This window comes from Actinomadura sp. J1-007, assembly GCF_009793335.1.
Taxonomy (GTDB): domain Bacteria; phylum Actinomycetota; class Actinomycetes; order Streptosporangiales; family Streptosporangiaceae; genus Spirillospora; species Spirillospora yumaensis.
This window is the reverse complement of the sequence record NZ_WING01000002.1, coordinates 1,554,472-1,580,081: the sequence shown is the minus strand read 5'-3', so window position 1 is coordinate 1,580,081 and position 25,610 is coordinate 1,554,472. Positions and strand designations below refer to the sequence as shown.

The window sequence follows — 25,610 nt, the reverse complement described above, 5'->3', positions numbered from 1 at the left end:
TATAGTCCAGATCGTTGATAGTCAATATTCATGACTAAAAGACGGAGGAGAACCACCATGGCCGACCCCGACCTGGGGATGCTCACCGGCAGACTGCTGTTCTCCATCCAGCAGGAACTCTTCGACACCCTCGCCGAACAGGGCCACCCCGACGTCCGCCCCCGCCACGGCGCCGTCCTCGCCTACCTCGACACCGAAGGCACCCGCGCCACCGACCTCGCCCAGCGATCCGGCCAGCACAAGCAGATCATCGGCACCATAGCCGACGAACTGGAGAAACTCGGCTACGTCCAACGCCGCCCCGACCCCCGCGACCGCCGCGCCAAACTCATCGTCCCCAGCGAACGCGGCATCGACGAGATCACCAAAGCCCGCGCCATCCTCGCCGGCGTCGAACACCGCCACCGCACCGCACTCGGCGACGACGCCTACACCACCTTCAAAGACACCTTCCAGCAGGTCACCCGCCTCCAACGCGCCTGGCGCGACAACCCCGCACCCACCGGCGAATGACACCCGCCGGCACCCGGCGCGGGGGAGTACCCGCTTGATTTCCACCACCCGCCCGTGCGCACAGTGCCGGTATGACCCATGATCGAGTCCTCTACCTGATCTGCTGCGGATCACCCGGCGCCCGCGACGCGCACACCATGGTCGAACTCGCCCAGGCCCAGGGATGGACCGTCTGCGTACTGACCACCCCGTACGGCCGACGCTTCGTCGACGTGCCGCGCCTGGAGAAACTCACCGGCCACCCCGTACGCAGCGACTACAAGCAGCCCGACGAACCCGACGTCCTGCCGATGCCCACCGCCCTCGCCGTCGCACCCGCCACCGTCAACACCATCAACAAATGGGCGGCGGGCATCTGCGACACCGTCCCCCTCGGCTACCTCGTCGAAGCCCACGGCCTCGGTCTGCCGACCGTCGCGCTGCCGTACAGCAACCAGGCGCACCTGTCGCACCCGAAGTTCCAGGAGAACGTGGCGGCACTGCGCTCGTGGGGCGTCACCGTCCTGACCGGCACCGACCTGCCCGAAGACCATGCCCTCCGAGGCGGCCCGTCCACGACCATCCCGTGGCAACTCATCCTGGACGCCCTCCCACCCGCCTGACACCCCAACAAGCCCGGAAGCGCCGCCACCCGTACCCCGCGCGCGGGCAGTGGCCGTACGGGGGAACCGGCGAGGCCGGGGGCCGGGCGCGCTTCGCCCCCGCCTCCACGACTTACTTAACATAATGTACATTATCGACCATCCAAACGATCACCAGAAGAAGGGGCGAACCGGACGCCGAACACCGCCGTCCGGCACGTCCGCCGCCCTCGCGCGCGCACCATGGCGGCTACGGCGGTAACGACGACGGCTGCGGCGGTTATGGCGTCGCGCGGTGCGGTTCCAGGGCGCGCATGTACTCGACCAGGCGGACGCCGATCTCGAACGCGACGTCGGTGCCGTCCAGGTCGGGATCGAGCCAGAGCTCCGAGACGCGCCGCCAGGCGGCCGGGCCGACGAACGGGCCGATCACCGCGTCGTCGCCGAGCTCCGGGCGCCAGCGTTCCTCCGCGGCTTGGAGCCGTTCGACGGCCGCGGCGTTGTCGGCCTCCTTGCGGTGCTCGGCGTGGAAGCCGATCTCGAGCGCGCGCGTCCGCGCGCCGGCGACGATGTCGGCGCCGATGAGCTGGGCCTCGTAGTGCTCCCTGGCGGATTCGGGATCGCCGAACCACGCCTTGACGCCGTTGTGGCGCACCCTCAGCCGCAGCTCGCCGAGCCCGGCCGGGACCGATCCCCTGACCACCTCGCCGACCTGGTCGAACAGCTCCCAATCAGCCACCGCCCACGCACCTCCGGGCGAAATCCTAAGCGGCCCCTCCGACAGCCTCCGCATCACTGATTCCGACAAAACAACACAAACCAGACAGAAGGTGGATTCTGTTCGGTTTGTTCAACCTGATCGGACGCGGTGACACGACCCGCGCCGGAGCCATCTCTTGGACCGTGCGCGCCGTTAACGCAGACCGGCCGCGCGGTACGCCCCGGGACGCGAGCTCGATCCCCCGGGCCGTACTTCGCCTTGCAGCGGCTGATCCACCTGCCCAGGTCTCCCCTCCTCCCCCGGCGGATGCCGGAGATGTTGCGTTGCGTCTCGTTCGTCGGGTGGGCGGGAGGTTTTGTCGGTGGGCGGTTGTAGCGTCCGGTGGGTGCGTCCCTCTGATGTTCAGCGGCTCACCGTGGCCGAGACTGTTGACCGTTACGCGGAGATGGTCCGCGCGAAGACGTCCACGGGTGCGCTGGCGCCCGGTACGGCGGAGGTGTACGCGCGTGACGTGCACACGTTCGCGGGGTTGGCGGGCCCGGAGCGTGTGCTGGACGACCTGTCGGGTGAGGACGTCGACGAGGTGCTGCTGCGGTTCGCGCGCAAGCCGGATGGGCGGCGGGTGCGGCCGCCGCGTGGCGAGGGCGGGGCCGCTCCTTTGCAGAGTGCCGCGTCGCAGGCGCGTTTCCGCAGGTCGGTGTCGGCGTTCTTCCAGTACGCGACGATCGCGGGGTGGGTGCAGCTCAATCCGATGCTGGCGGTGACGTTGAAGCCGAAGCAGCGGGGCGGGTTGCGGGCGGAGCGGCGCGCGTTGACGGCTGAGCAGGCGGAGGGGTTGCTGGGGGCGGCGCGCGGGCTGGTGGAGGCCGGGCCGGACGAGGGTCGGCGGGTGGATCAGCGGACCGAGTTGCGGGACGGGTTGATCGTTCTGTTGCTGGCGGCGGTGGGTCCTCGGGTGTCGGAGCTGACGCGGGCGAACGCGGAGGACTTCTTCGTCAACGGCGGGACGCGCTACTGGCGGGTGTTCGGCAAGGGTGGGCGTACGCGTGATGTGCCTCTCCCCCGGCCTGTCGCGGAGGTTCTGGACGCGTATTTGGCGGAGGGGCGGCCGCGGTTGGATCGGGGGCGTGAGCCGAAGGCGTTGCTGTTGTCGTGGCGGGGTCGGCGGTTGGCGCGGGGTGATGTGCAGGCGGTGATCGATCGGGTGCAGGCGCGGGTGGAGCCGGGGCGGCGGCGGAGTGTGACGCCGCATGGATTGCGGCATACGACGGCGACGCATCTGCTGGCGGCGGCGACCGACATGGACGCGGTGCGGCGGGTGCTGGGGCATTCGGACTTGTCGACGTTGGGCCGTTACCGGGACGAGTTGCCGGGCGAGTTGGAGGCCGCGATGCGCGTTCACCCGTTGCTGGGCCCGGTGCAGCACCGTCCCTAGTCCGTCTCCTGTCGTCGCTGGTCCGTGTGCGCGGGTCCGCGGCCGGTTCGTGGTCGCTTGTGTTCGTCGTGCGGCTTCGGTGCTCGCACGGAGTCTCGCCGGCGTCCCGTCTGGGGCTGGTTCCGGTCTCGTCGCTGAGCTCTGTCTGTCACCGGGTTTGGCGCGGGTCCCTTTTCGGCCGTACGGGTTGGTGCCCAGTGGCCGGTATCGCGCTCCTCCGGTCCGGTCATCGCGTCCGGGGGCGTCCGGCGGGGCGTGATCGTCCGCGTAGGGTCGTCTTTGAGGGAACCGGCGTCGCGGAGCGGACACCTGGTGGGTATGAACCCGCACACCCCCACGGATGTCGAGTTGTGGCGCCGGGCATGTGACGGAGACGAGCGGGCCTTCGGGGCGCTTTTCGACCGGCATGCGCGGACGGTCTACAACTACTGCTTCCGGCGTACGGCGAGCTGGTCGGAGGCGGAGGATCTCACCTCGGTCGTCTTCCTGGAGACCTGGCGGCGCCGCGCGCACGTCTCCATGCCGTCGGAGTCGCTGTTGCCCTGGCTGTACGGCGTCGCCACCAATGTCCTACAGAACCATCGCCGGAGTCTGCGTCGGCATCGCGAGGCGCTGTCTCGGCTGCCCGCGCCGGAGCCGCAGCCGGACGGCGCGGAGGAGGCTTCGGAACGGCTGGACGCCGAGCGGCGTATGCGGCGGGTGATGGCTTCGATCGAGCGGTTGTCGCGCCGTGACCGCGAGGTGCTCGTCCTGTGCGTGTGGGAGGGGCTCGGGTACGCGGAGGCGGCGGAGGCGCTGGGCGTCCCGGTCGGGACCGTTCGGTCGCGGTTGGCTCGCGCCCGGTCGCGTCTGCGCGGCATCTCCGCCGACCCCGAGCCCGAGCCCGACCTCGACGAAGCGTCTCCGGTGGGGCGTCTTGCGGAGGGTCCGCAAGAGCCTTGGCCGGATCGGGTGCAGGGTCCGTTGCCCGGTCGTCTGCCGGAACCCGGTCCGGTGGCCGGACACAGGAAGGGTGAACGTCCCACGCCGTTCGTTTCGGAGGAGTCCTCATGAACGACCTCGTCCCCCCGTCCGGCCTGCCCGTGCGCAGGGATCTGCCTGCGGGCCGCCATGAGGCTCGCCGCGCGCATCTGATGTCCGAGCTGTCCGCGCCGCGCCGGTCGTTTCGGTCTCGTGCGTATCGGCGCCGGGTCGTGTTCGGCGGGCTCGCCGCGGGTGGTCTGGCGGCCGGTGTCGCGGTCGCGGTCGTCGTGCCCGCGGGGTCGGGGCATCGTGCTCCGGCGCTGGTGAACGTCGGCGCCACGGAGGTGCTCACGCGTGCCTCCCGGGCCGCGGCCGCGCGGCCGGATCTCAGGCCGCGTCCGGATCAGTTCCTTTACGTGGAGTCCAGGGTGTATCAGCGTCCTGGTCCGGATCCCAAGGTGGAGCCGGGTCAGGCCGGTGTGCGGCGGGCGTGGCAGTCGATCGACGGCCGTCGTGCCGGGCTGGTCCGCGGTTCGGGGGTCTCGGGGTCGGGGGTGGGGCGGGGAGCTGGTTGTGTACGGGTTCGGAGGCGTTGCGGAGGCGGGAGATCGCGGCGATCCGGAAGGGGCGGGACCTGCGGGTCGATCTCGCTCACCCGCCCACGGGCTGCCGTGATGAGCCGGCGCGCCTGTCCGGTATGCCGACGGGGGTCGAGGGCATGCGCCGCTGGCTCTACGAGCGTTCGCGGGGCAGCAATCCGCCGGACGTGCAGGCTTTCGTCACGGTGGGCGATTCCATCCGGGAGCGCTATGTCGAGCCTCGGACGCTGTCGCTTCTGTTCGCCGCGGCGGCGCGCGTGCCGGGCGTCACGGTCACGCGCGGTGTCACGGACATGGTCGGGCGTAAGGGGGTCGCCGTCGGGCAGACGTGGCAGGGCGTCCGCCACGAGTTGGTGTTCGATGCCCGTACGTACGCGTATCTGGGTGAGCGGGAGGTCGTGGACCTGCGGAGCACGTGGCGGCCGGCCGGTGCGTCGCCGTCGCCGTCGCCGTCCGGTCGGGTGGGGGCGTTGGGTGAGCACGGGGCGCTGGTGTACGCGTCGGCGGAGGTCAGGGTGGCGGTGACCGACAGGGCGGGTCAGTTGCCTCGCTGACCAGTGTCCATGGGAGGTGCGGAGGGGCGGTCCCGGTCGGGGCTGCCCTTTTCGTGCGCGGGTCAGTCGGCGTGCACGGGCCGGCGTGCGCGGGTCGTGGGCCGTTCGGTCCGGGGTTGCCGGTGGCGCGGTAGCGCGGTGTCGCGTGGTCCTTTGTGTCAGACCCAGCCGATGTCGGAGGGTTCGGGGAAGCCGTGGTGCCAGATGCCGTAGCCGGTGAGCATGATCAGGGCGGGGGCGAAGGCGAGGATCAGGGTGCGTCCGAAGGTGCGGCGGGTGAGGAGGCCCCAGAGGGTGAACGCGGCGGCGAGGGCGATGCCGGGGATGGCGTACCGGCCTTCGAGCGCGTTGCTGGTCCAGGTGAAGGCGGTGGTGGCGCAGAGCAGTGCGGTGGTGAGGGCGGGGAGGGCGCCGTGGACGGGCGGGCGGCGGGCGAGGGTCGCGGCGAGGGCGGTGAGGACGAGGGCGAGGCCGGTGTACCAGAGGTAGTGGCCGACGGTCTCGTCCCAGAGGTGGGCGGTGTCGCTGGGGGCGACGTTGCCGACGGAGTTGGCGGCGAGGTGGATGCCGTGGCCTTCGGCGTAGGTGATGGCGCCGGTGAGGTAGAGGGCCCAGGCGCGGCGTGCGGCGTGGGCGGTGTGGAGGGTGGCGGCGGCGGTGAGGAGGAGGGTGTAGGGGGTGGTGAGGTCGATCCAGTCGGCCCAGCGGGTCTCGCCGGTGGTGCCAGTGGTGCCAGTGGTGCCGAGTCCGGCGAGTCCGAAGCCGATGTGGTGGGTGAGGGCGTAGGCGGCGGCGGTGGCGGCGAGCCAGAGCAGGGGACGTCCGGTGGGGACGGTGGTGTGGGTGGGGGTGGGGGTTTTGGGGGGTGTGGGGGTCATGGAGCCTCCGTGGTGGGGTTGTCCATGATGTCGTGGGGGTGGGTTCGGGGTCGCGGGACGGGTTCCGGTCGTCCACAATGGGCGGATCGTGGCTACCTTGCATATTTTCGACATGGACGGGACGTTGCTCGCGGGGTCGACGGCGAACCTGGAGGTCGCCCGTCACCTGGGCACGCTGCCCGAGCTGCTGGTGCTGGAGGAGCGGCTGGCGGCCGGGGAGATCGACACGCGGGGTTTCTCGGCGGAGATCCACCGGATGTGGGGGCATCTGACGGCGGAGGTCGTCGCGGCGGCGTACGGGTCGGCGACGTGGTTGCGCGGTATCGCGGAGGTGTGCGCGGACATCCGGGCGCGGGGCGAGCATTCGGTGGTGATCACGATGTCGCCGGACTTCTTCGCGCGGCATCTGCTGGCGCTGGGGTTCGACGAGGTGGTGGCGTCGCGTTTTCCGGAGCTGCCGTTCAGCGTGCCGTTGGAGCCGGACGGGATCTTGACGCCCGCGGACAAGGTGCGCGTGGCGGAGGAGCTGCGCGTTCGCCACGGCCTGCCGGTGGGGCGCTGCGTGGCGTACGGGGACTCGATGTCGGACGCGCCGCTGTTCCGTCACCTGGTGAACACGGTGGCGGTGAACGCGGATCATCATCTGGCCGGGCTCGCGGCGGTGGACTACCGGGGTGACGATCTGGCCCAGGCGTACGCGCTGGGCCGTTCGCTGCTCGCCGGCTGAACGCTTCCTACGGTGCGGGGCGGCCCGGGTCGGTGGGGTCAGGGGTTCTTGCGGTCGGGCCAGAGGGCGTAGGAGATCAGGACGATGGCCCAGATGGCGAGCGGGAGCGCGGGCCAGTAGAACTTCAGGTCGCCGTCCTTGAGGCAGGTGTAGCCCCAGATGGCGTTCATGATGAGCGCGCCGCCGGCCCAGTAGCCCCATTCGTTGAGCCATGCGCGTTTGTCGGCCTGCTGCTGGGCGGTCCTGCGGGCGACCTCGGCTTTGGCCTGGGCGGCGCGGGAGACGGGCAGGTCGGCGGTGAGGGCGCGGAGTTCGGCGAGGGTGGCGGCCTGGGCGGCCCGTTCGAGGCGGCGGTTGTACTCGGCGGTGTCGAGGGCGCCTTCGGCGAGGGCGTCGCCGAGCCGTTCGATGGCGGTGTCGCGGTCGGCGTCGGCGGCGCGGACGCCGGGGACCCCGGGCGCGCCGGGCGCGCCGGGGACGTCAAGAGCGCCGTGGGCGGCGGCCTCGGTGTGGCGGTGCGGTTCCATGGCGGGTCCTCCCCCGGGTTCGCGCTGGTGTCTCCAGCTTGGCGCTGCGTGCGGGCGGGTTCGTCCTCCAGGGTGAGGAAACCGGCGTACATCGTTCGCAGGACGCAGGGCCGTCCTGATCGAAAGTCGGGGGCGGCGGTGGCCGTACGTCCGATGTCCGGGTGGTGATCGTTTTCTAGCGTTGGACGCATGGACGCTGTCATCGATCTGTTGCACACGGCTGTCACGTCGCCGTGGTTCTACCTCGCCCTGTTCGCGGTGGCGGTGATCGACGGGTTCTTCCCGGTGGTGCCGAGCGAGAGCATGGTGATCACGGGGGGCGTGTACGCGGCGTCGGGCGAGCCCGAGGTGGGACTGGTGGTGGCGCTGGCGGCGCTGGGGGCGTTCATCGGTGATCACGTGGCGTACGGGATCGGGCGGCTGTCGGGCGGGCGGGTGGAGCGCGGGCTGCGCGCGGGGACGCGGCGGCACGGGGCGTTCGTGTGGGCGCGGCGGACGATGGCGGAGCGGGGCGGGCTGATCCTGGTGGTGGCGCGTTACGTGCCCGGGGGCCGTACGGCGGTGACGATGACGATGGGGGTGGTCGGGTACCGCCTGCGTTCGTTCTCGCTGTTCGCGGGATCGCGGCGCTGTCGTGGGCGCTGTACGGGACGCTGCTGGGCTATGTGGGCGGGATGGCGTTCGAGAACGACCCGGTGAAGGGCGTCGGGGTCGGGTTGGGGTTGGCGCTGGGCGTGACGGGTGTGGTGGAGGGCGTTCGCTACGTGCGGGGCCGTCGGCGTCGGCGCCGTTCGGAGGGGGACGGCGAGGTGCCGCCCGGTGGCGTGCGGTCCGACGGCGAGCGGGAGGCGGTGGCGGCCGGTGTGGCGGGTGCGGGACCCGCGGACGCGTCCGGGGAGTCCGGGACGCTCTCGGCGTCCGAGGTGGCGGACCGCGGTTCGCGCTGAACGGCTCGCCGCGCCGGGCGTCCGGACGCCCGCCCGAGCACCCGCCCGGACGGACGTCTGGGCGGGTGCTCTGCCGTTGATGCGGCGGTCCTAGGGGCCTGGGGGAACGAATCGCCGGTCGGTCGCGAGCCGCGTGGGGCGGGCGGGGCCGATCTGCCGCCTGATCGCGCCGTTACATGACATTCTCTACAGATTCGTGAACGTAGGGTGAACTTCGGCGGTCCAGGCCGGGTCTGATCTGATGCCGGACCGCCTTGAGCGTGAGGGAGAGTATGCAAGCGCCTGAGTTCAGTGCCGACTGGTATCGCGATGTCACCGAATGGGCGCACGGCACGCCGTCGTGGTTGCATTCGGTGGCCGACGTCGGTACGGATGCGGGGCTGCTGCTGTTCGCCGTGCTGTTCGCGGCGGGCTGGTGGCGGGCGCGCGGCGGGGACGAGCGGGCGATGGGGCTGGCGTTGCTGGCGCCGTTCGCGATGGTCGGGGCGTACCTGGTCAGCGAGGTCTCCAAGAGCTTCCTCCAGGAGGAGCGGCCGTGCCGGGCCGTGGCGGGCGCGATGAACATCGCGGCGTGCCCGTCGCCGGGCGACTGGTCGTTCCCGAGCAACCACGCGACGATCGCGGCGGCGTCGGCGGCGGCGATCGTGGTGGCGTGGCGGAGGATGGCGCCGCTGGTGCTGCCATTGGCGGCGCTGATGGCGTTCTCGCGGGTGTTCGTGGGCGTGCACTACCCGCACGATGTCGCGGCGGGGTTCGTGGTGGGCGTGGTGGTGGCGCTGCTGGTGGCGCTGGTGCTGGTCCGGGCGGCCGCGCCGCTGGTGGCGGCGTTGCGGCGGGTCCCGGTGGGCGTGCTGGCGCTGGGCGCGGGTCCGGTGGCGCACGGAGCGCCCGTTCCGGCGGGAACGGTCCCCGCGGGAACGGTCCCGCGGGGGCCGCCGCGGCGGGACGGCATGCGGCGCCCGTGATGGCCGCCGGTGTCCCGGCCGCCGGTGGCGGCGCGATGCCGGGCCAGCCCGGGATGCCCAGCCCGGCCGGAATGGCAGGACAGCCGGGAATGCCGGGGCCTGCCGGCGCGATGGGCCAGGCGCCCGCGCACGGTGCCGGTGCCGGTGGCGTAGGCGGCTACGGTCAGCCGGGCGTCCAAGGCGCTCCCGGCGCTCCCGGCGCTCCCGCGGGTGGACCGGGTGCGAGGGGTGCCGCCGGGCCGGGTGGCCAGGCCGCCGAGACGATGCCGGACGTGATGGCGAACTCGGGCAAGCACCGCCGCCCGCCCGCCTGACACGTCCTCGCCGGTGCTCCCCCGGCGTGGCGTGCGCCGCGCTTTTGCCGTTACGGGCCGTTCCCCTGCTGCTCCGGCAGGTGGGGAACGGCCCGTAACGCGTTCACGCCCTCCCCTTCCCCCGGGGCCGTCGCGGCGTTCCGGGGCCGCTTCGGCCTTGACGAAAGTCAGGGGTCAGGGGTGGCGTTCGCGCACTGCGGGGGCCGGGGCGCGCTGCCTAGGTTCGTGGACGACGGGGGCCGCGAACGAGCGCGGGCTCCGCTGGAGCGGCGCGGAGGTTCGATGATCACGTTGCGGGGCCTGACGAAGCGGTACGGCGACAAGGTCGCGGTGCGGGATCTGTCGCTGGAGGTCGCGCCGGGGCGGGTGACGGGGTTCCTCGGGCCGAACGGCGCGGGCAAGTCGACCACGATGCGGATGATCCTGGGGCTGGACCGGCCGTCGGCCGGGGAGGCGCTGATCGGGGGCCGCCGGTACGAGACGTTGCGGCATCCGCTGCGCGAGGTCGGGGCGCTGCTGGACGCCAAGGCGGTGCATCCGGGCCGTTCGGCGCGGGCGCACCTGGTCGCGATGGCGCGCAGCAACGGGATCGCGGTGCGGCGGGTGGACGAGGTGCTGGAGACGGTGGGGCTGACGGCGGTCGCGGGCAAGCGGGCCGGGTCGTTCTCGCTGGGATGGGGCAGCGGCTGGGGATCGCGGGGGCGCTGCTGGGCGATCCGCGGGTGGTGATGTTCGACGAGCCGGTGAACGGGCTGGACCCGGACGGGGTGCTGTGGGTGCGGCGGCTGATGCGGTCGCTGGCGGCGGAGGGGCGGACGGTGTTCGTCTCCAGCCATCTGATGAGCGAGATGCAGCTCACCGCGGACCGGCTCGTGGTGATCGGGAAGGGGCGGCTGATCACCGACGCGCCGGTCGCCGAGGTGATCGCGGGCAGTTCGCGGAACGCGGTGAAGGTCCGCAGCCCGCGGGCCGGCGAGCTGCTGGCGCTGCTGTCCGGTGAGGGCGTGGAGGTGTCGCGGGTGGCCGAGGAGGAGCTGCTGGTGGTCGGTGTCCCGCTGGAACGGGTCGGGACGGCCGCGCACCGGGCCGGGCTGCCGCTGTTCGAGCTGAGCGTCCGCGAGGCGTCGCTGGAGGAGGCGTACATGGAGTTGACGGGGACGAGCGTGGAGTACGGGGTGTCCGAGGGCGCCGCCGGCATGGGGGCCGGGACGTCCGGGCGGCGGCGCGGCGCGCGAAGGCGGGGATGTGACGATGGCGAACGGCATGGCGACGGGCGGCACGCCGACCACGGCCGCTCCCCCGGCCGGAGGCCCCGCCGGCGACGGGGACGGCGGCGGCTCGGCGTCGGGGCTCGGCCGGGTGGTGGACGCCCGGATGCGCGGGCGGTGGCGGCGGAGTGGACGAAGCTGTGGTCGGTGCGTTCGACCTGGTGGGGCCTCGTCGCGGCGTTCGGGCTGATGGGGGTGATGTCGATGATGCTGGCCAGCTCGGTGGTGTCCAACAACACCAACGACCTGGCCAACGACGACCAGGGGGTGGCCTCGGTCAGCGGCGTCGCGGTCAACGCGATGGACATGGTCCAGTTCGTGGTGCTGGCGCTGGCGATGCTGATGATCACGGGCGAGTACTCGACCGGCAGCGTCCGCTCGACGTTGCAGTGCACGCCGTCGCGGGCCCGGATGCTGCTGTCCAAGGCGGTGGTCGTGGTGGCGGTGATGTTCCCCGCCGGGACGCTGATGGGGCTGCTGGGCACGGCGGTCGCGGCGCCGACGCTGGGCGAGTGGGGCCGGTTCTCGGCGGGCGACGCGGTGTGGCACGTGACGGGCTGCGGCGTGTACCTGGCGTTGATCAGCGTGTTCGTGGTCGGGATCGGCACGCTGCTGCGCAGCACCGCCGCGACGCTCACCACGGCGTTCCTGTCGCTGATGGTGCTGCCGATCATGCTGGGGAGCGCGAGCGTGACGCCGCTGAGGCGCATCTCCGACTCGCTGCCCAGCAGCGCGGGACGGCACTACATGAACGACGACGCGCACCCGTACCCGGCGCTCGCGGGCCTGGCGATTCTGCTGGCCTGGACGGCCGCCGGACTGCTCGCCGGCCACACCGTCCTGCGCAAGCGCGACGCCTGACCCCCCGCCCCCCGGCACCGTCCCCGCACGAACACCACCCGCGCCCCTCTCCCAGCGCACTGGTGCACCGACCGGGCGCGGGCCGTACGCGGGGTGGGAGCTGTGCGGCAGCCGGAACGGAAAGGCACGGCCCGTACGCCGGACCGGAGCCGGGCGGCAACCCGACGGGAACCGGACGGGGAACCGGGCGGGAGGCCGATCGCGGAGCGCACAGCGGGCGCACGTTGCCGAGGGCCCCGGATCCACTCCGGGGCCCTCAACGCCTACCGCACGCCCACCGCACACCTGCCGAATATCTGCCGAACGGCGGGCGGTGGCGGGACGGGGGGCGGCGACCGGACGCGGGCGTTCTCCGCGGCCGGTCGACAGGGGTGGCGGCGGCGGGGGGTCAGGGGCGGGCGGCGTCGTCGACCAGGCCCGCCTCGTAGGCGACGATCGCGGCCTGGACGCGGTTCCTGACCTCCAGGCGGGTGAGGATGGCGCTGACGTACGCCTTGACGGTTCCCTCGACGACGTGCAGGCGGCCGGCGATCTCCGCGTTCGACAGGCCGGAGCCGAGCAGGGCGAGGACCTCGCGTTCGCGGGGCGTGAGGGCGGCGGTGCGGCGGCGGGCCTCGGCGCCGTGCTCCATCCGCCCGCCGCTCAGCTCGGTGATGACGCGGTGGGCGACCTTGGGCGACAGGTAGGCGGCGCCGCCCGCGACGGCGTGGACCCCGGCGAGGAGCTCGTGCGGGTCGCCGGACTTGAGCAGGAACCCGCTGGCGCCGCCGGACAGGGCGCGGGCGATGTACTCGTCCTCCCCGAAGGTGGTGAGGATGATGACACCGGTCTCGGGGGCGGTGCGGCGCAGCTCGGTCGCGGCGGCCAGGCCGTCCAGGCGGGGCATCCGGATGTCGAGCAGGACGACGTCGGGACGGTGCGACTGAGTGAGGGCGACGGCCTCGCGCCCGTCGCCGGCCTCGGCGACCACCTCGATGCCGGGGTCGGCGGACAGGATGGCCCGTACCCCGGCGCGGATCATGGCCTCGTCGTCGGCGAGCAGTACGCGGATCAAGCCTGCTGGTCCTTCCGGTCGTCGGTGCGCCGCTGCGGCACCGGTGTTCTGGCGTGGGATCGCCGTGGTCAGGGGGTCGGGGCGCCGCCGCTGCGGTCGGGGTCCCGGGGATGCAGGATGTTCTTGTACATGAGCCGTCCCTGGACGAAGCACAGCCGGTAGACGCGCCCCGACGTGCCGAGCAGGCTGGCGTTCGGCCGGTAGTAGCGGCAGTCGGCGCCGGCGGGCTCGGGCTCCTGGACGCGGACGGTGCCGGCGCTCATCGACTCCATGCTGGGCAGGGACCGTTCGACGTCGGCTTCGGGCGCGCCGATGCGCAGTTCGGCGAACCGGTCGGGAGGCAGGACCGAGTTGAACGTCACGATGACGTAGTAGCCGACCATGACCGCCGACAGCACGGCCAGGAGCGCGGCCGGGACGGCGATGGCGGTGATCAGACCGCGCTGGACCTGGCGGCGTCCGCGCGCCAGCCGCAGGGCCGATTCCGACGCGATCTCCGACGCGATGCCCGCCTCGGCGCCGTCCGGTGTAGCGGGGGCGTCGGTGAGGTGGGCGGGCCGGATGCCGGTGACGGGGTCGGCGCCGGAGGCGGAGTGGGAGGTGTCGAGGGCGGCGTCGGTGCCGGGGAGCTCGGCGGCGACCCGGAAGCCGCCCTCGGCGGTGGGACCGGTGGTCAGGGCGCCGCCGACGAGCCGGACCCGTTCGGCGAGGCCGGTCAGCCCGTGGCCACCGCTCACCCCGCCGTGGCCGTGGGCGTGGGCGCCGGCGGTGTCGGTCGGCGGGTGGAGGGGGCGGCCGGTGCGGGGCGCGGGGCCGTTGCGGACCGTGACGGTGAGCGCGCCGTCCGCGGCGTGGTCGAGCCGTACGGTCACCTCGGCGCCGGGGGCGTGCTTGGCGGCGTTGGTGATCGCCTCCTGGACGACGCGGTGCGCGGCGATAGCGACCATGGGCGCGGCCGTTCCCGGGACGTCCCGCCCGACGAGGCGGACGGGGATGCCCGAGGCGGCGGCCCGCGCGACCAGGTCGGTGATGCGTTCACGGGCGGGCCGCATCGGCGCGCCGCCCCGACCGTCCGCGCCGTCCCGACCGTCCGCGCCGTCCCGACCGTCCGCGCCGTCCCGACCGTCCGGGGCGTCCGGGGCGTCCGCGTCGTTCGCCAGGCGCGGGCCCGGAGCGGGGCCGGGGCGGGCGGCCGAGGGGGCGCCGGACGGGGGTGCTTCGGTGGCGGGGGCGGTGTCCACCCGCAGGACGCCGATGATCCTTCGGAGCTGGTCGGTGGCGTCGGCGGCGCCCGCGCGCAGTTCGGCGGCGGCCTTGCGGTGCCGTTCGTCCAGGCCGGGCGCGACCTGGAGGGCGCCGGCGCGGACCGCGATCAGGGCCAGCTCGTGGCCGAGGGAGTCGTGCATGTCCTGGGCGATGCGGGACCGCTCGCGGAGGCGTTCGCGTTCGGCGACGATGCGGTGCTCGCGTTCGAGCTGCTCGGCGCGTTCCCATCCGGCGTGGACGAGTTCCTGGTACTGCCGCCAGTACCGTCCGGCGAGCCAGGGCAGCACGCCGATGAGCACGAGCCAGATGGTGGTGGGGAACCAGACGGTCACGTCGGTGCCGCGGACCAGGTTCAGCGCGGTGCCGCCCACCAGCACGCCGGTGAACCCCCACAGCACCGGCCGCGCGTGGACCATGCGGCGGCCGGTGAGGTAGGCCATGACCGGCAGGCCGAACGCGAAGTTCCCATGGATCACGATCAGGGCGGTGACCGTCAGCATCGACGCCAGCGGCACGGAGCGGCTGACCGCGACCGCCCCGGCCAGCGCCGCCATGCCGCCGACCATCGTCCACCAGGACCCGTCGGCGAACCGGGGCGGGATCATGTCGCCCGCCAGCACCGGAACCCACAGCGCCAGCCCAGCAGCACGTCCAGCAGCACCGCGCGCCGCGACGGCCGCCGCACCAGGCGCCGCAGCCCTCCGCGCACGTCCACCCGCAGGCCCGGACCAGTGCCCGCCCGTTCCGTCCAGCCCGCCCGGTCGATCCAGCCGGTCCAAGCCGTCCGCGCCGTCCGCCTCATCCGCCTCAGACGAGCCGTTCGACCCGTTCCGGCCGGTCGCGTTCGGGCGGGGCGGGGCGCGGCGGCGAGGCCCGGCGCGGACAGGCCCTCGGACGCGGAGGAACGGTCCGGCGCGGAGGGACCCTCGGACGGGGGGCCCTCGGACACGGACGGACGGTCCGGCGCGGGCAGGCCGTCGGGTGCGCGGTCCTGGGCCGGGTCCGGGGCGGGGTCGGACGTGGACGGGCGGGCGTCCCGGTGTGCGGCCGGGGCGCCGTCGTGGTGCGGGAGGGGCGGGAGCGGGCCGCCGAGTCGTTCACCCCTCCCACGCTACAAGCGGGTGAACTGCGCCGATACTGACGAAAGTCAGGTCCGCCGCGTTCGCCCGGGACGCCGGGAACGGTACGGTGATCGTCGGGACGGTGCGGGGCGGCCCGCTGGATTACGGTGGGGCGGTGAGCGTGACCCGGACGCGGTGGCGTCCCGGCGGCCGGTGGGCGGCCGGGCGGGGCGGCGACGTCGCGCTGGCGGCCGGGGCCGCACTGGTCACCCTGGTGATGTCGGCGCTGGCGGCCAAGCCGCACGACACCCCGCTGTGGCCGGGCGGCGCGGCGCTGATCCTGGTCGCGACGCTGCCGCTGGCGGTCCGGCGGCGGCACCCGGTCGTGGTGCTGGCGATCTCCGGGGTGGTCTCGCCGCTGTACTACCCGATGGGGTTCCCGGACGGGCCGGTCGCGTTCGTGTTCCTGGTGGCGCTGTTCACCGCGGCGGTCGAGTGCCGGATGATCGTGTCGCTGCTCGCGGTGATCGGGGTGGACGCCGCGTTCGTGGTCGTGCGCGTCGTCCGCGGCGGGACGACCGACGACCCGGCCGCGATCGACGACTCGGGGACGGTCGCGAGCCTGAGCGCGTTCCTGCTGATCACGGTGGCGGCCGGGCAGTACGTGCGCAGCCGCCGCGACCGCGTGGAGGCCGCCGAGCGGCGCGCGGCCCAGGCCGAGCGGGGACGCGAGGAGGAGGCGCGGCGGCGCGCCACCGAGGAGCGGCTGCGGATCGCCCGCGAGCTGCACGACGTGCTGGCCCACCAGATCTCGCTGATCAACGTCCAGGCCGGCGCCGCGCTGCACCGCCGCGACGACCCCGCGCAGGCGTACGCGTCGCTGGAGGCGATCAAGCACGCGAGCAAGGAGACGCTGCGGGAGCTGCGCGGCGTCCTCGGGGTGCTGCGGCAGGTCGACGAGGACGACGGCGGGGCCGCTCCCCCGGTGTCGCCCGCGCCGTCCCTGTCGCGGCTGGACGAGCTGCTGGAGCAGACCTCCGCGGCCGGCCTGACCGTCCTGCGCGCCGGCGACCTCGCCGCACACACCCCGGCGCCCTCGCCCGCGCCCGCTCCCGCCCCGGCGTCAGCGGGCGTGGCGAGCGCGGGAGCGGCGGACCCGGAAGCGGACGAGCGGCCGGAAGCGATGCCCGTCCCGCCCCCCGCAGCCGCAGCCGTACACGAAACGACCGCACACGAAACGACCCGCGAAACGACCAGACACGGAACGACCGCGCGCGGAACGAGCGCGTACGGGACGGACCGCGGGGCCGGGCACGCGGGGGTCCCGGTACCGTTGCCCGCGCCCGTGGACCTGGCGGGATACCGGATCGTGCAGGAGGCGCTGACCAACGTGGTCCGGCACGCCGGCGCGGTGACGGCCACCGTCGACATCCGCCGCACGGCGGACGCGGTGATCGTCCAGATCGACGACGACGGCGCGGGCCCGGCCGACCCGGGGGCGCTGGAGCGGGGCAACGGGCTGCGCGGCATGCGGGAGCGGGCCGCGGCGGTCGGCGGCGAGATGACTGCGGGGGCGGGCCCGTCGGGCGGCTTCCGGGTATGGGCACGGCTACCGCTGGAGGGTCCGGCGGGACGGACGGAGGAGATCGCGTGATCCGGGTGGTTCTGGCCGACGACCAGACGCTGGTACGGGCGGGGTTCCGCTCGATCCTGGAGGGCGAGGACGACATCTCGATCGTCGCCGAGGCCGGGGACGGGGAGCAGGCGATACGGCTCGCGGCCGAACTGCTGCCCGACGTGGTGCTGATGGACATCCGGATGCCCGTGCTGGACGGCCTGGAGGCCACCCGCAGGATCATGACCGACCCCCGGCTGGCGTCGGTGCGCGTGGTCATCCTCACCACGTTCGACCTGGACGACTACGTCTACGGCGCGATCAAGGCCGGGGCCAGCGGCTTCCTGGTCAAGGACACCGAGCCCCCGGAGCTGATCCACGGCGTGCGGGTCGTGGCGCGCGGAGACGCGCTGCTGGCCCCGACCGTGACGCGGCGCCTGATCGCCGAGTTCGCGTCCCGGATCACCGCGCCGCCGCCCGCCGCCGAGCTGAACGCCCTCACCGACCGCGAGCGCGAGGTCCTCGAACTGGTCGCCGCCGGGCTGTCCAACGAGGAGATCGCCGCCCGGCTCGTGCTCTCCCCCGCCACGGCCAAGACCCACGTCAGCCGCATCCTGGCCAAGCTCGGCGCCCGCGACCGCGCCCAGCTCGTCGTCCTGGCCTACGAGACCGGCATGATCCGCCCCGGCTGGCTGAGCTGACCCGCCCCGCGCCACCACCCGCCGCCCCCTCCGCTCCCCCGCCATGGAGCAGAATGTGACGCGTCCCCGTCCTGGAAACCGGGGTGCAACCAGGCGGGACGCCACGGGGTTGAGGGGATGTGACGGCTACGACGGACGAACGACCCAGCACGGCGGCCGGACCCCCGACGGCGCCCGCACGGCCGCCCCCGGCGGCCCGCGCCCCGCTCCGCGCCCCGGCACCGCGAACGGTGAGGCCCGCGCGGCGACCGGAGACGACGCGCAGGCGGGGGCCGGCACCGTAGACCAGCCGGCCGGCGGGGCGGACGGCCGGACGGACGGCGCGGCGGCGGTCACCGAGGCGGTCCTGGCGGCGCTCGCCGACGACCTGGACGGCGGGTTCGCCGCGCTGTACGAGGCGTACCGGAACGCGGTGTTCTCCACCGCGCTGCGGCTGACGGGCCGCTGGGCCGAGGCCGAGGACCTGGCCGCCGAGGCGTTCCTGCGCGCCTACCGCGCCCTGTGCGGGTACGGGCCGGACCGGATCGCGTCCCTCAAGCCCCGCGCGTGGCTGCTGACCATCGTCACCAACGTGTGGCGCAACAGCCTGCGCACCGCGGCCCGCCGCCCGCCGCCGGGCCCGCTGGAGGACGCCCCCGACCCCCTCGCCCCCGGCGAGGCCGTCGAGGACACCGCCGCCCGGCACGAGACCGGCCGCGAACTGGCCGGTCTGCTGGGGGCGCTGCCGGAGTCCCAGCGCGCCGCGGTCGTCCTCCGCCATGTCGCCGACCTGCCCGTCGCCGAGATCGCCACCGTGATGGGCGTGCCGCAGGGCACCGTCAAATCCCACATCTCCCGGGGCCTGGCCCGGCTCCGGGCGCTCCACGCCGCGCAAGGGGGCACCTCATGACACGCACCGACCCGCCCACCGGGCCCCAGGACCAGGACCGCGACGGCGGCCCCGGCGCGTTCGACGACCTGCCCGCGGGACTCGCCGGGCTGGCCGCCGACGCGCCCGCCACGCTGCTGGACCGCATCGCCGCCCGCCGCGTCCACGTGCCCGGCCCGCTCACCGGCCCGGACGAGGACGACGCGCTGTCCGACCTTCAGGTCGCCTACACCGACCAGGGCGTCGCGTTCGTCCGCGCGGGCCTGGACGAGCGGGAGTTCGCCGCGGCGTTCCGCGAACGGTTCGCCCGGCCGCTGCTGCCCTCCGACCGCCTGCCCGCCGGGCTCCTGCCCGCGCTGCGCAACGGCCGGCTGGGCGGGCTGCGTCTGGACCTGCGCGGACTCAGCCCGTTCGAGGCCGCCGTCCTGCGCGCCACCGCGACGATCCCGCGCGGGCAGACCCGCCCGTACGCGTGGGTCGCCCGGCAGGCCGGCAACCCCAAGGCCGTCCGCGCGGCCGGGTCGGCGCTCGGCCGCAACCCGGTGCCGCTGCTGATCCCCTGCCACCGCGTCACCCGTTCCGACGGGACGCCGGGGCAGTACGTGTTCGGCGCCCCGGCCAAGGAACGGCTCCTGCGCGCCGAGAACGTCGACCTGGACGGCGTCGCCGACCTCGCCCGCCAGGGCGTGTTCTTCATCGGCAGCGACACCACCGGCATCGTCTGCTACCCCACCTGCGTCGACGCCCGCCGGATCACCCCGGCGCACCGGCACGGGTTCCGCACCGTCGCCGCCGCCGAGGCCGCCGGCTACCGCCCCTGCGAACACTGCCGCCCCGCCCTCCCCCAGTCCGCCTAACCCACCAGAACGGCCGACCACCCGGACGGCTGAACGGCTGAACGGGCCGTTGGCCGACGGCTAACGGCCGAAGCCAACCCCGCCCAGGGGCCCGCGCGACGTCCGGCTCAAGGACCAGTACCAGGACCAGGCGGGCCCCGGCGTCCAGCAACGGTCCAGCCAGCGACGACGCGGGCAGTAACGGGCGAGCAGAAACTGGGCGGGCAGCGACGGCCCAGATCAGGAGGGTCGGGTCAGCGGCGGCGGTCGGGGCCTGAACGGGAGGAGGCCGAGGCGCAGGCGATGCACCGGGACGTTCCGGGGCGGGCCTCCAGCCGTCCCGCCCCGATCGGGCCCCCGCACGCCGCGCACACTCCGTAGGCGCCGGCGTCGAGCCGTTCGACCGCGCGGTCCAGCTCGGCCAGGCGCCGGCGGGCCGCGTCCAGCAGTCCCTCCACGTGCGCCCGCTCGAATCCGAGCGTCACGCCCTCGGGGTCATGCTCGTCGTCCACCGCGACCAGCGACGCCGATTCGACGATCCCGGCCCGGTCCCGCGCCAGCGCCGCGATCCGCGTCCGGACGCGCTCGCGCTCGGCGTCCAGGACCGCCCGCACGTCGGCGTTGTCCTCCCCGCCCGCGGCGTGCCCCTCGTCCATGACCATCCGAACGGCCCGCCACCCGCCGCCCATTCCCTCACCACCCCTTTCGGGCCCCCGGCACCGGACGTTCACGCCGCGAGCAAAAAATATCGCGGTACTATTTTTTCATGACACGGCATGCCGATCCGGACACGCGTCGCCAGCAGATCGCCGAGGCGCTGGTGAGCACTCTTGCCGAGCGCGGGCTCGGCCGCACCACGCTCGCCGACGTCGCGGCGGCGGCGCAGGTGTCGGTGGGTCTGGTGCAGCGGTACTTCCGTTCCAAGGACGAACTGCTGGTCTTCGGGATCGAGCACATCTACCGGCGGGCCACAGAACGCGCCCGCAGCGTGCCGCTCGCCGTGCCCGTGCGCGGCATCGTGACCCGGCTGATGGAGACGTTCCTCCCGCTGGACGAGGAACGCGAACGAGAGCTCCGCGTCTGGCTGAACTTCCTCCAGGCATCGCTCACCAACCCCGAGATGGCCGCCATCCACGGGGCCGCCACCGCCGACCTGATGAACGGCATCGTCGAAGCCCTGACCGCCGCCCGGCGTACGGGCGAGCTGCCCTCCGGCCTCGACCCCGAACGGGAGGCCGCGGCGCTGATCGCGTTCACCGACGGGCTGTGCCTGCACCACGCCACGACCGGTACCGGCTACGGCACCGCCGACATCCGCGCGGCGCTCGGCGCGTACATCGCGCGGCTGTTCGGCGAGCGGGCGCCGACGTGACCCCGGCGCTCGCACTGGTCCTGGCCGGGCTCGCGCTGGTGGACAGCACCAGCTTCGGCACCCTGCTGATCCCCGTCTGGCTGCTGCTGGCCCCCGGACGGCTGCGCCCCGGCCGCATCGCCGCGTACCTGGCGGTGGTCGCCGCGTTCTACTTCTGCGCGGGGGCGCTGCTGGCGCTGGGCGCCGAGCCGGTGCTGAACGCCGCGCGGACGGCCGCCGCGGCCGTTCCGCCCTCGGTGCTGAAGTCGGGGCAGCTCGCCCTCGGCATCGCGATCATCGCGTTGAGCTACCGACTGGAGGCCCGCGCCCGCCGCCGGGAGGGCGCCGAGGGCAGGGTCCAGCGGTGGCGGGCGCAAACGATGTCGGGCAGCGGCGGCACCGGGGCGCTGATGAGCCTGGCGCTGCTGGCGGCCCTGCTGGAGGCGGCCACGATGCTGCCCTACCTGGCGGCCGTGGGCCTGATCGCCGACGCCGACCTCGGCTGGCGCCTGACCGGCGCCACGCTCGCCGCATACTGCCTGGTGATGACCCTGCCCGCCGCCGTACTGGCCGTCGTACGCCTGACCGCCCACCGGATGGTGGAACCGCCGCTGCGGCGGATCAACGACTGGCTGACCCGCAACACCCCGCGGGCCCTGGGGTGGACCGTGGGCGGCATCGGCATCTCCGTGACCCTGAACGCCGCGGCCGGCCTCCTCCTGGAACACTGAAGCCGAAGCAACACCAGACGGCATCCCCCCGGACGGCGTCCCCGGTCCGGGACGGCGGTTGCGCGGACGATCAGCGGGTAGCCCGGCGGGCATGTTCGAGGGATTCGCGCTGGAGCACATCGAGGTCGGCGACGTCCGCCTGCGGGTACGGCACGGCGGGTCCGGGCCGGCCGTGCTGCTCGTCCACGGGCATCCGCGGACGCACACCACCTGGCACCGGGTGGCGCCTCTGCTCGCCGACGCCGGGTACACCGTCGTCTGCCCGGACCTGCGCGGGTACGGCGGCTCCACCGCGCCGCCCGACCGTCCCGACCACTCGCAGGCGAGCAAGCGCGCGATGGCCGGCGACCTGGTCGGCCTGATGCGGGCCCTCGGCCACGAGCGGTTCGTCCCGGTCGGGCACGACCGCGGCGGCTACGCCGTCCAGCGCCTGGCCCTCGACCATCCCGGCGCCGTCGAACGCGTCGTCGTGCTGGGCGACGTCCCGATCGGCGAGGCGCTGGCCCGCTGCGACGCCCGCTTCGCCCAAGCCTGGTACCACTGGTTCTTCATGGGCCAGGACGCCCCGCTCGCCGAACGCCTCATCGCCGCCGACGTGGACGCCTGGTACGGCCTGGACCCCGAGCGCATGGGCGCCGGGAACCACGCCGACGCCCTGCGCGCCGTCCACGACCCGGCCGTCCAGCACGCGATGTGCGAGGACTACCGCGCGGGCCTGGGCCCGGACCGCGCCGCCGACGACGCCGACCGCACCGCCGGCCGCCGGATCTCCGCTCCGCTGCTGGTCCTGTGGGGCGTACGCGACGACCTGGCCGAACTGTACGACGACGACGTCCTCGGCGTCTGGCGCCCCTGGGCCGACCGCCTCACCGGCCACGCGATCGACAGCGGACACCACATGAGCGAGGAGTCCCCGCACGAACTGGCCGACGCCCTGCTGACCTTCCTCACCACCGACCCCACCGACTCCACCGCCTCCCCCACCGCCACGTAGCGAACCCCGCGCCACGCGGCGGCACCCGCGTGCGCGGCGAAGCCCGCGGTAGTTACGTTACGGGGACCGCGGCATACGGCGGGGACGGCGCCGCCCGCTACCGAACGAGCCTTGCGGCGCGTCGCGAGGCTCGCGGCGCGTCATCCGGTGGCGGCGCGGCGGGCGATGCCGAAGGTGAGCTCGCGGTTGATCTCCGGGAGGTCCCAGCGGCCCTCCCGGGTGGCCTCGTTGGTGATCCAGAAGACCATGACGCCCCGGTCGAGGAACCGCGCGTACTCCCGAACGACCAGTCGTTGCCGCCGTCGTGCTCCACCACCCGGCCGAGCTCCGAGCGCGGCAGCACGCCCCAGCCGTACCCGTAGTAGAGCTTGCCCTCGGGCCCCTCGCCGGCGACGGCGTACGGGGTGAACATCTTCCTCTTCGCGGCGGCCGGGAGGACGGCGTCGCCGTTCAGCGCGCGGTGCCAGCGGTACATGTCGCGCGGGGTGGACAGCAGCCCGCCGTTGCCGCGCAGGTACCAGTACGGCCCGTCGGCGGCCCACGGGTGCTCGAAGGGCCGGCCCATCCGCCGTCCGCGAGAGTCGTACTCGACCGCGACCTGCCCCCGCCGCCAGCGCGGAAGCACGTACCCGGTGTGCGCCATCCCCGCGGGCCCGAACAGGTGACGGCGCAGGAACCGTTCGTACGGCATCCCGGACACCTTCTCCACGATCGCGGCCAGCACGCTGTATCCGAGGTTGGAGTAGCGCATCTCCGCGCCCGGGACCGAGGCCGGCCGGGACCCGAGCGCGGCCCGCAGCATGGCGTCGCGGGAGACGGGGTCGTAGTCGTCGCCGACGTCCTCCAGCCCGGAGGTGTGCGTCAGCAGGTGGTGCAGCGTGATCCGGCGCTTGTCGGCCGGCACCGGCCCGAGGTACCGGCCCATGCGGTCGCCGGTCCGCAGCCGTCCCATCAGTTCCAGCTTCATGACCGCGGCGGCGGTGAACTGCTTGGTCATCGACATGATGTCGTACGCGGTGTCGCACCCGGCGGGGATCCTGCGCTCCCGATCGGCCCAGCCGAAGCCCGCGCAATGCACCAGCCGCCCACCCCGAGCCGCCGCGACACTACCGCCGGGCCCCTTCGGCAACGTCCGTTCCAGATACTCCTGAACCGGCCAATGCACAGGATCCCCCGACAACGATCCCCCGCCCCGACCTCCCCGGCAGGAGCGGGCCCTGCGGACAGCTCGGACAGCTCGGGCAACGCGACCCGGGCGACCGGCGCGGGCCGAGCGGGCACGCGGACCGGAGCGAACGACGCAGGCCGAGCAGGACGGACCACCGGAGCGAACGGCGCGGGCAGGACGGCCAGGCCAGACGGCGCAGACGGCGCAGGCCGTTCGGACAGGGCAGACGGTTTGACCGAAGCAGGCAGGGCTGACAGTACGAGCCGTGCGGACGGAGCGAGCAAGACAGACGGCGGGGCGGACAGCGCGGGCCGGGTGGACCGGATGGACCGGATGGCCGGGGCGGGCGAGCCGGCCGGTGCAGACGGGGCGGCCAGCGCAGACGGTGCAGACGCTGCAGAGGGCGGGGCCGATGCAGAGGGCGCGGCCGGAACGGACGGGGCCGCGATCGCCTGCGGCCCGCACGTCAGGAACGCCGGCCCGGCCACCATCCCCGCGGCGGCGATGCGAAACGTCCGGCCCATGGAACCTCCCGATGAACGACGCGACGGAAACCGCGTCCTATCGTGATCGCGAACGGCTCGCCGCCGCGTCCCCGCCGCGCGTGATCCCCCCGTCCCCTCCACGAGGGACCCGAACGAACACGGCGCCCGACATACCCGCCCCGCCCCAACATCAAGCCAGGCGGCTGCTCGCGAAAGCCTCCGAGGGGCCGTACGAAACGCGCGCAACGCCCTCGCCCCCGACCGCCAACACCGACACCGGCAGCGGCAGCGGCCCCGCACCTGACCGCCGACCGTCGATGCCGCTACCGGCGGTGGAGAGGCAACGGCCTCAGCACCGTTCCACGGCTCGTGCGCGGCCGGTGCGCCACCCCCTCACCACCAACATTCACCAAGATCCCTCCCGCTGGCGCGCCCTCACCATCAGCACCCTCACCATCAGCACCCTCACCATCAGCACCCTCACCATCAGCACCCTCACCATCAGCACCCTCACCATCAGCACCCTCAGCGTCAGCACCCTCAGCGTCAGCACCCTTGGCATCAGCCTCCGCTGCGTCAGGGACTGGGCACCGAAGGCATGGCATCAGCCAGCACACTCGGCACCAGGGCCGGCCGGCGTCAGGAAGGCGGTCGGCGTAAGCGATGGTCGGCGTCAGCGGCGGTTGGCGAGGAGGACGCCGGCGGCGCCGAGCACCAAACCCATCAGCGCCAGCGGGTGCAGCGCCTGCCCGACCAGGGCGAACGCCATGAGGGCGGTGACCGAGGGGGTCAGGAAGAACAGGGTGCTGACGCGGCTGGCCGACGAGCGCCGCAGCATGGTGTTCAGCAGGACGAACGCGCCGATCGAGTTCACCGCGACCATCCATCCTAGGGAGCCGCCGAACGCGCCCCAGTCCGACACGCGCGGCGTCTCCAGCAGCAGCGCCAGCAGGCCGAGCGGCGGCGCGGCCACCAGGAACTGCACCGCCGTCCCGCTCCGCACGTCCATCTCCGGGACGAACCGCTTCTGGTAGAGCGTGCCCAGGCTCAGTCCGAGCAGCCCGATCGCGCACAGCACCACGCCCCAGGGGGAGAACGCCACGCGGTCCGCGACCGCCAGCAGGACGCCCGCGGCGCCGAGGCCGAACCCGACCCACTGCCGCCCGTTCACCCGCTCCCCCAGCAGGCGGGCGGCGAGGACGGCGATCACCACCGGGTTCAGGCCCTGGACCAGCGCGACGACCGCGGCGGGCAGGCCCATGCCGAGCGCGCTGTAGAGGGCGCCGAACTGCACGGCCTGGACCAGCAGTCCCGACACCGCCACGTGGGCGAGCGTGCGCCCGCGCGGCCACGGCGCCCGTACCGCCCGGGCGAACGCCGCCAGCAGCAGACCGGCCGCGGCGAACCGCGAGAACATCAGCAGCAGCGGAGGCGCTGCGTCCACTCCGATCACCCCGGCGATGAACGCGCTGCTCCACAGCACCACGAACACCCCGGGCACCGCCGCGCCGGACGCCGCCGGCAAGCGCCGCAACAGCCGCGACGGCCGTGAACCGGGTTCACGCGTGATCTTGCTGTGGATCTCGCGTTCGGCGTCCAGCGCCATGAAGCACCCCTACCCCGGATA

At 73.8% G+C, this 25,610-nt stretch carries 26 protein-coding genes and 1 pseudogene; 17 read left to right on the top strand and 10 right to left on the bottom strand.

All coding sequences use genetic code 11. From position 1 onward, the window contains the following. Window positions 1–57: 57 nt before the first annotated feature. Both GEV43_RS41210 and GEV43_RS41205 read left to right on the top strand, forming a co-directional pair. The gene (locus GEV43_RS41210; RefSeq protein ID WP_241684239.1) at window positions 58–513 is read left to right on the top strand and encodes a MarR family winged helix-turn-helix transcriptional regulator; all 456 of its coding nucleotides are present in this window, start codon (window positions 58–60) and stop codon (window positions 511–513) included. Between the two features lie 71 nt (window positions 514–584). Continuing rightward, window positions 585–1,115, top strand: coding sequence for a flavoprotein (locus GEV43_RS41205; protein ID WP_160825982.1), 531 nt, complete (start codon window positions 585–587; stop codon window positions 1,113–1,115). A gap of 259 nt (window positions 1,116–1,374) precedes the next feature. Here GEV43_RS41205 and GEV43_RS41200 read toward each other — a convergent pair whose 3' ends face one another. Beyond that, window positions 1,375–1,833: a hypothetical protein gene (locus tag GEV43_RS41200; RefSeq protein WP_160825981.1), complete on the bottom strand. Its 459-nt coding sequence runs from the start codon at window positions 1,831–1,833 to the stop codon at window positions 1,375–1,377. A gap of 367 nt (window positions 1,834–2,200) precedes the next feature. On the opposite strand from GEV43_RS41200, the gene GEV43_RS41195 reads away from it, so the two are divergent. From GEV43_RS41195 to GEV43_RS41185, 3 genes are all read left to right on the top strand, one after another. After that, a complete protein-coding gene (locus tag GEV43_RS41195; protein WP_160825980.1) occupies window positions 2,201–3,250 on the top strand; it encodes a tyrosine-type recombinase/integrase in 1,050 nt (349 codons plus the stop codon). 318 nt (window positions 3,251–3,568) lie between these two features. After that, entirely contained in the window at window positions 3,569–4,303 is a 735-nt protein-coding gene (locus GEV43_RS41190) for an RNA polymerase sigma factor (protein WP_160825979.1), read from the top strand. 628 nt (window positions 4,304–4,931) lie between these two features. Next, window positions 4,932–5,366, top strand: coding sequence for a hypothetical protein (locus tag GEV43_RS41185; protein WP_160825978.1), 435 nt, complete (start codon window positions 4,932–4,934; stop codon window positions 5,364–5,366). 158 nt (window positions 5,367–5,524) lie between these two features. On the opposite strand, the gene GEV43_RS41180 is transcribed toward GEV43_RS41185, so the two are convergent. Beyond that, window positions 5,525–6,244, bottom strand: coding sequence for a hypothetical protein (locus GEV43_RS41180; RefSeq protein ID WP_160825977.1), 720 nt, complete (start codon window positions 6,242–6,244; stop codon window positions 5,525–5,527). A gap of 112 nt (window positions 6,245–6,356) precedes the next feature. Between GEV43_RS41180 and GEV43_RS41175 the strand changes: the two genes are divergently transcribed. Further along, complete coding sequence (locus GEV43_RS41175) at window positions 6,357–6,971, top strand: HAD family phosphatase (RefSeq protein WP_175251007.1); 615 nt, start codon at window positions 6,357–6,359, stop codon at window positions 6,969–6,971. Window positions 6,972–7,009: 38 nt separating this feature from the next. Here the strand turns inward: GEV43_RS41175 and GEV43_RS41170 are convergent, their stop codons facing one another. Continuing rightward, complete coding sequence (locus GEV43_RS41170; protein WP_160825975.1) at window positions 7,010–7,498, bottom strand: DUF1707 domain-containing protein; 489 nt, start codon at window positions 7,496–7,498, stop codon at window positions 7,010–7,012. A 189-nt stretch (window positions 7,499–7,687) separates the two neighbouring features. Here GEV43_RS41170 and GEV43_RS41165 point away from each other — a divergent pair, with 189 nt between their 5' ends. From GEV43_RS41165 to GEV43_RS41155, 4 genes and pseudogenes are all read left to right on the top strand, one after another. Then, window positions 7,688–8,197 carry a DedA family protein gene (locus tag GEV43_RS41165; protein ID WP_241684238.1) on the top strand — a complete coding sequence of 170 codons (510 nt, stop codon included), beginning with the start codon at window positions 7,688–7,690 and terminating at the stop codon, window positions 8,195–8,197. Next, entirely contained in the window at window positions 8,173–8,445 is a 273-nt protein-coding gene (locus GEV43_RS52540) for a hypothetical protein (RefSeq protein WP_241684237.1), read from the top strand. Before GEV43_RS41165 ends, GEV43_RS52540 begins: the two co-directional genes overlap by 25 nt. Before the next feature lie 272 nt (window positions 8,446–8,717). After that, window positions 8,718–9,410 (top strand): phosphatase PAP2 family protein, encoded by a 693-nt coding sequence (locus tag GEV43_RS41160; protein WP_160825974.1) that lies wholly within the window; start codon window positions 8,718–8,720, stop codon window positions 9,408–9,410. 596 nt (window positions 9,411–10,006) lie between these two features. Next, window positions 10,007–10,911, top strand: a pseudogene (locus GEV43_RS41155) (ABC transporter ATP-binding protein); the annotation flags it as partial. Between the two features lie 1,330 nt (window positions 10,912–12,241). On the opposite strand, the gene GEV43_RS41150 reads toward GEV43_RS41155, so the two are convergent. The 3 genes from GEV43_RS41150 to GEV43_RS41140 form a co-directional block, all read right to left on the bottom strand. Continuing rightward, entirely contained in the window at window positions 12,242–12,907 is a 666-nt protein-coding gene (locus GEV43_RS41150; RefSeq protein ID WP_160825973.1) for a response regulator transcription factor, read from the bottom strand. A 68-nt stretch (window positions 12,908–12,975) separates the two neighbouring features. After that, window positions 12,976–14,778 carry a sensor histidine kinase gene (locus GEV43_RS48710; RefSeq protein ID WP_206681615.1) on the bottom strand — a complete coding sequence of 601 codons (1,803 nt, stop codon included), beginning with the start codon at window positions 14,776–14,778 and terminating at the stop codon, window positions 12,976–12,978. Further along, complete coding sequence (locus GEV43_RS41140) at window positions 14,775–14,975, bottom strand: hypothetical protein (protein WP_160825972.1); 201 nt, start codon at window positions 14,973–14,975, stop codon at window positions 14,775–14,777. The genes GEV43_RS48710 and GEV43_RS41140 overlap by 4 nt, the downstream gene beginning before the upstream one ends. Before the next feature lie 434 nt (window positions 14,976–15,409). On the opposite strand from GEV43_RS41140, the gene GEV43_RS52535 reads away from it, so the two are divergent. The 4 genes from GEV43_RS52535 (at window position 15,410) to GEV43_RS41120 (ending at window position 19,275) form a co-directional block, all read left to right on the top strand. Next, window positions 15,410–16,888 carry a histidine kinase gene (locus GEV43_RS52535; protein WP_309240223.1) on the top strand — a complete coding sequence of 493 codons (1,479 nt, stop codon included), beginning with the start codon at window positions 15,410–15,412 and terminating at the stop codon, window positions 16,886–16,888. Then, window positions 16,885–17,550 carry a response regulator transcription factor gene (locus GEV43_RS41130; protein WP_160825971.1) on the top strand — a complete coding sequence of 222 codons (666 nt, stop codon included), beginning with the start codon at window positions 16,885–16,887 and terminating at the stop codon, window positions 17,548–17,550. Before GEV43_RS52535 ends, GEV43_RS41130 begins: the two co-directional genes overlap by 4 nt. Before the next feature lie 109 nt (window positions 17,551–17,659). After that, the gene (locus GEV43_RS41125) at window positions 17,660–18,439 is read left to right on the top strand and encodes an RNA polymerase sigma factor (protein ID WP_241684236.1); all 780 of its coding nucleotides are present in this window, start codon (window positions 17,660–17,662) and stop codon (window positions 18,437–18,439) included. Continuing rightward, window positions 18,436–19,275, top strand: a complete 840-nt coding sequence (locus GEV43_RS41120; RefSeq protein WP_160825969.1) for a methylated-DNA--[protein]-cysteine S-methyltransferase — start codon at window positions 18,436–18,438, stop codon at window positions 19,273–19,275. Before GEV43_RS41125 ends, GEV43_RS41120 begins: the two co-directional genes overlap by 4 nt. 233 nt (window positions 19,276–19,508) lie before the next feature. Here GEV43_RS41120 and GEV43_RS41115 read toward each other — a convergent pair whose 3' ends face one another. Continuing rightward, the gene (locus GEV43_RS41115; protein ID WP_160825968.1) at window positions 19,509–19,910 is read right to left on the bottom strand and encodes a TraR/DksA C4-type zinc finger protein; all 402 of its coding nucleotides are present in this window, start codon (window positions 19,908–19,910) and stop codon (window positions 19,509–19,511) included. Between the two features lie 110 nt (window positions 19,911–20,020). On the opposite strand from GEV43_RS41115, the gene GEV43_RS41110 reads away from it, so the two are divergent. The 3 genes from GEV43_RS41110 (at window position 20,021) to GEV43_RS41100 (ending at window position 22,330) form a co-directional block, all read left to right on the top strand. Beyond that, window positions 20,021–20,626: a TetR/AcrR family transcriptional regulator gene (locus GEV43_RS41110; RefSeq protein ID WP_160825967.1), complete on the top strand. Its 606-nt coding sequence runs from the start codon at window positions 20,021–20,023 to the stop codon at window positions 20,624–20,626. Beyond that, window positions 20,623–21,336: a GAP family protein gene (locus GEV43_RS41105; protein WP_160825966.1), complete on the top strand. Its 714-nt coding sequence runs from the start codon at window positions 20,623–20,625 to the stop codon at window positions 21,334–21,336. Before GEV43_RS41110 ends, GEV43_RS41105 begins: the two co-directional genes overlap by 4 nt. Window positions 21,337–21,427: 91 nt before the next feature. Next, window positions 21,428–22,330: an alpha/beta fold hydrolase gene (locus GEV43_RS41100; protein ID WP_160825965.1), complete on the top strand. Its 903-nt coding sequence runs from the start codon at window positions 21,428–21,430 to the stop codon at window positions 22,328–22,330. Window positions 22,331–22,427: 97 nt separating this feature from the next. Here the strand turns inward: GEV43_RS41100 and GEV43_RS41095 are convergent, their stop codons facing one another. The 3 genes from GEV43_RS41095 to GEV43_RS41085 form a co-directional block, all read right to left on the bottom strand. Then, window positions 22,428–23,495, bottom strand: a complete 1,068-nt coding sequence (locus GEV43_RS41095; RefSeq protein ID WP_206681614.1) for a serine hydrolase — start codon at window positions 23,493–23,495, stop codon at window positions 22,428–22,430. Window positions 23,496–24,389: 894 nt separating this feature from the next. Continuing rightward, window positions 24,390–24,545, bottom strand: a complete 156-nt coding sequence (locus GEV43_RS41090) for a hypothetical protein (protein ID WP_160825964.1) — start codon at window positions 24,543–24,545, stop codon at window positions 24,390–24,392. Between the two features lie 111 nt (window positions 24,546–24,656). After that, window positions 24,657–25,589 carry a DMT family transporter gene (locus GEV43_RS41085; protein ID WP_160825963.1) on the bottom strand — a complete coding sequence of 311 codons (933 nt, stop codon included), beginning with the start codon at window positions 25,587–25,589 and terminating at the stop codon, window positions 24,657–24,659. Window positions 25,590–25,610 lie beyond the last annotated feature (21 nt).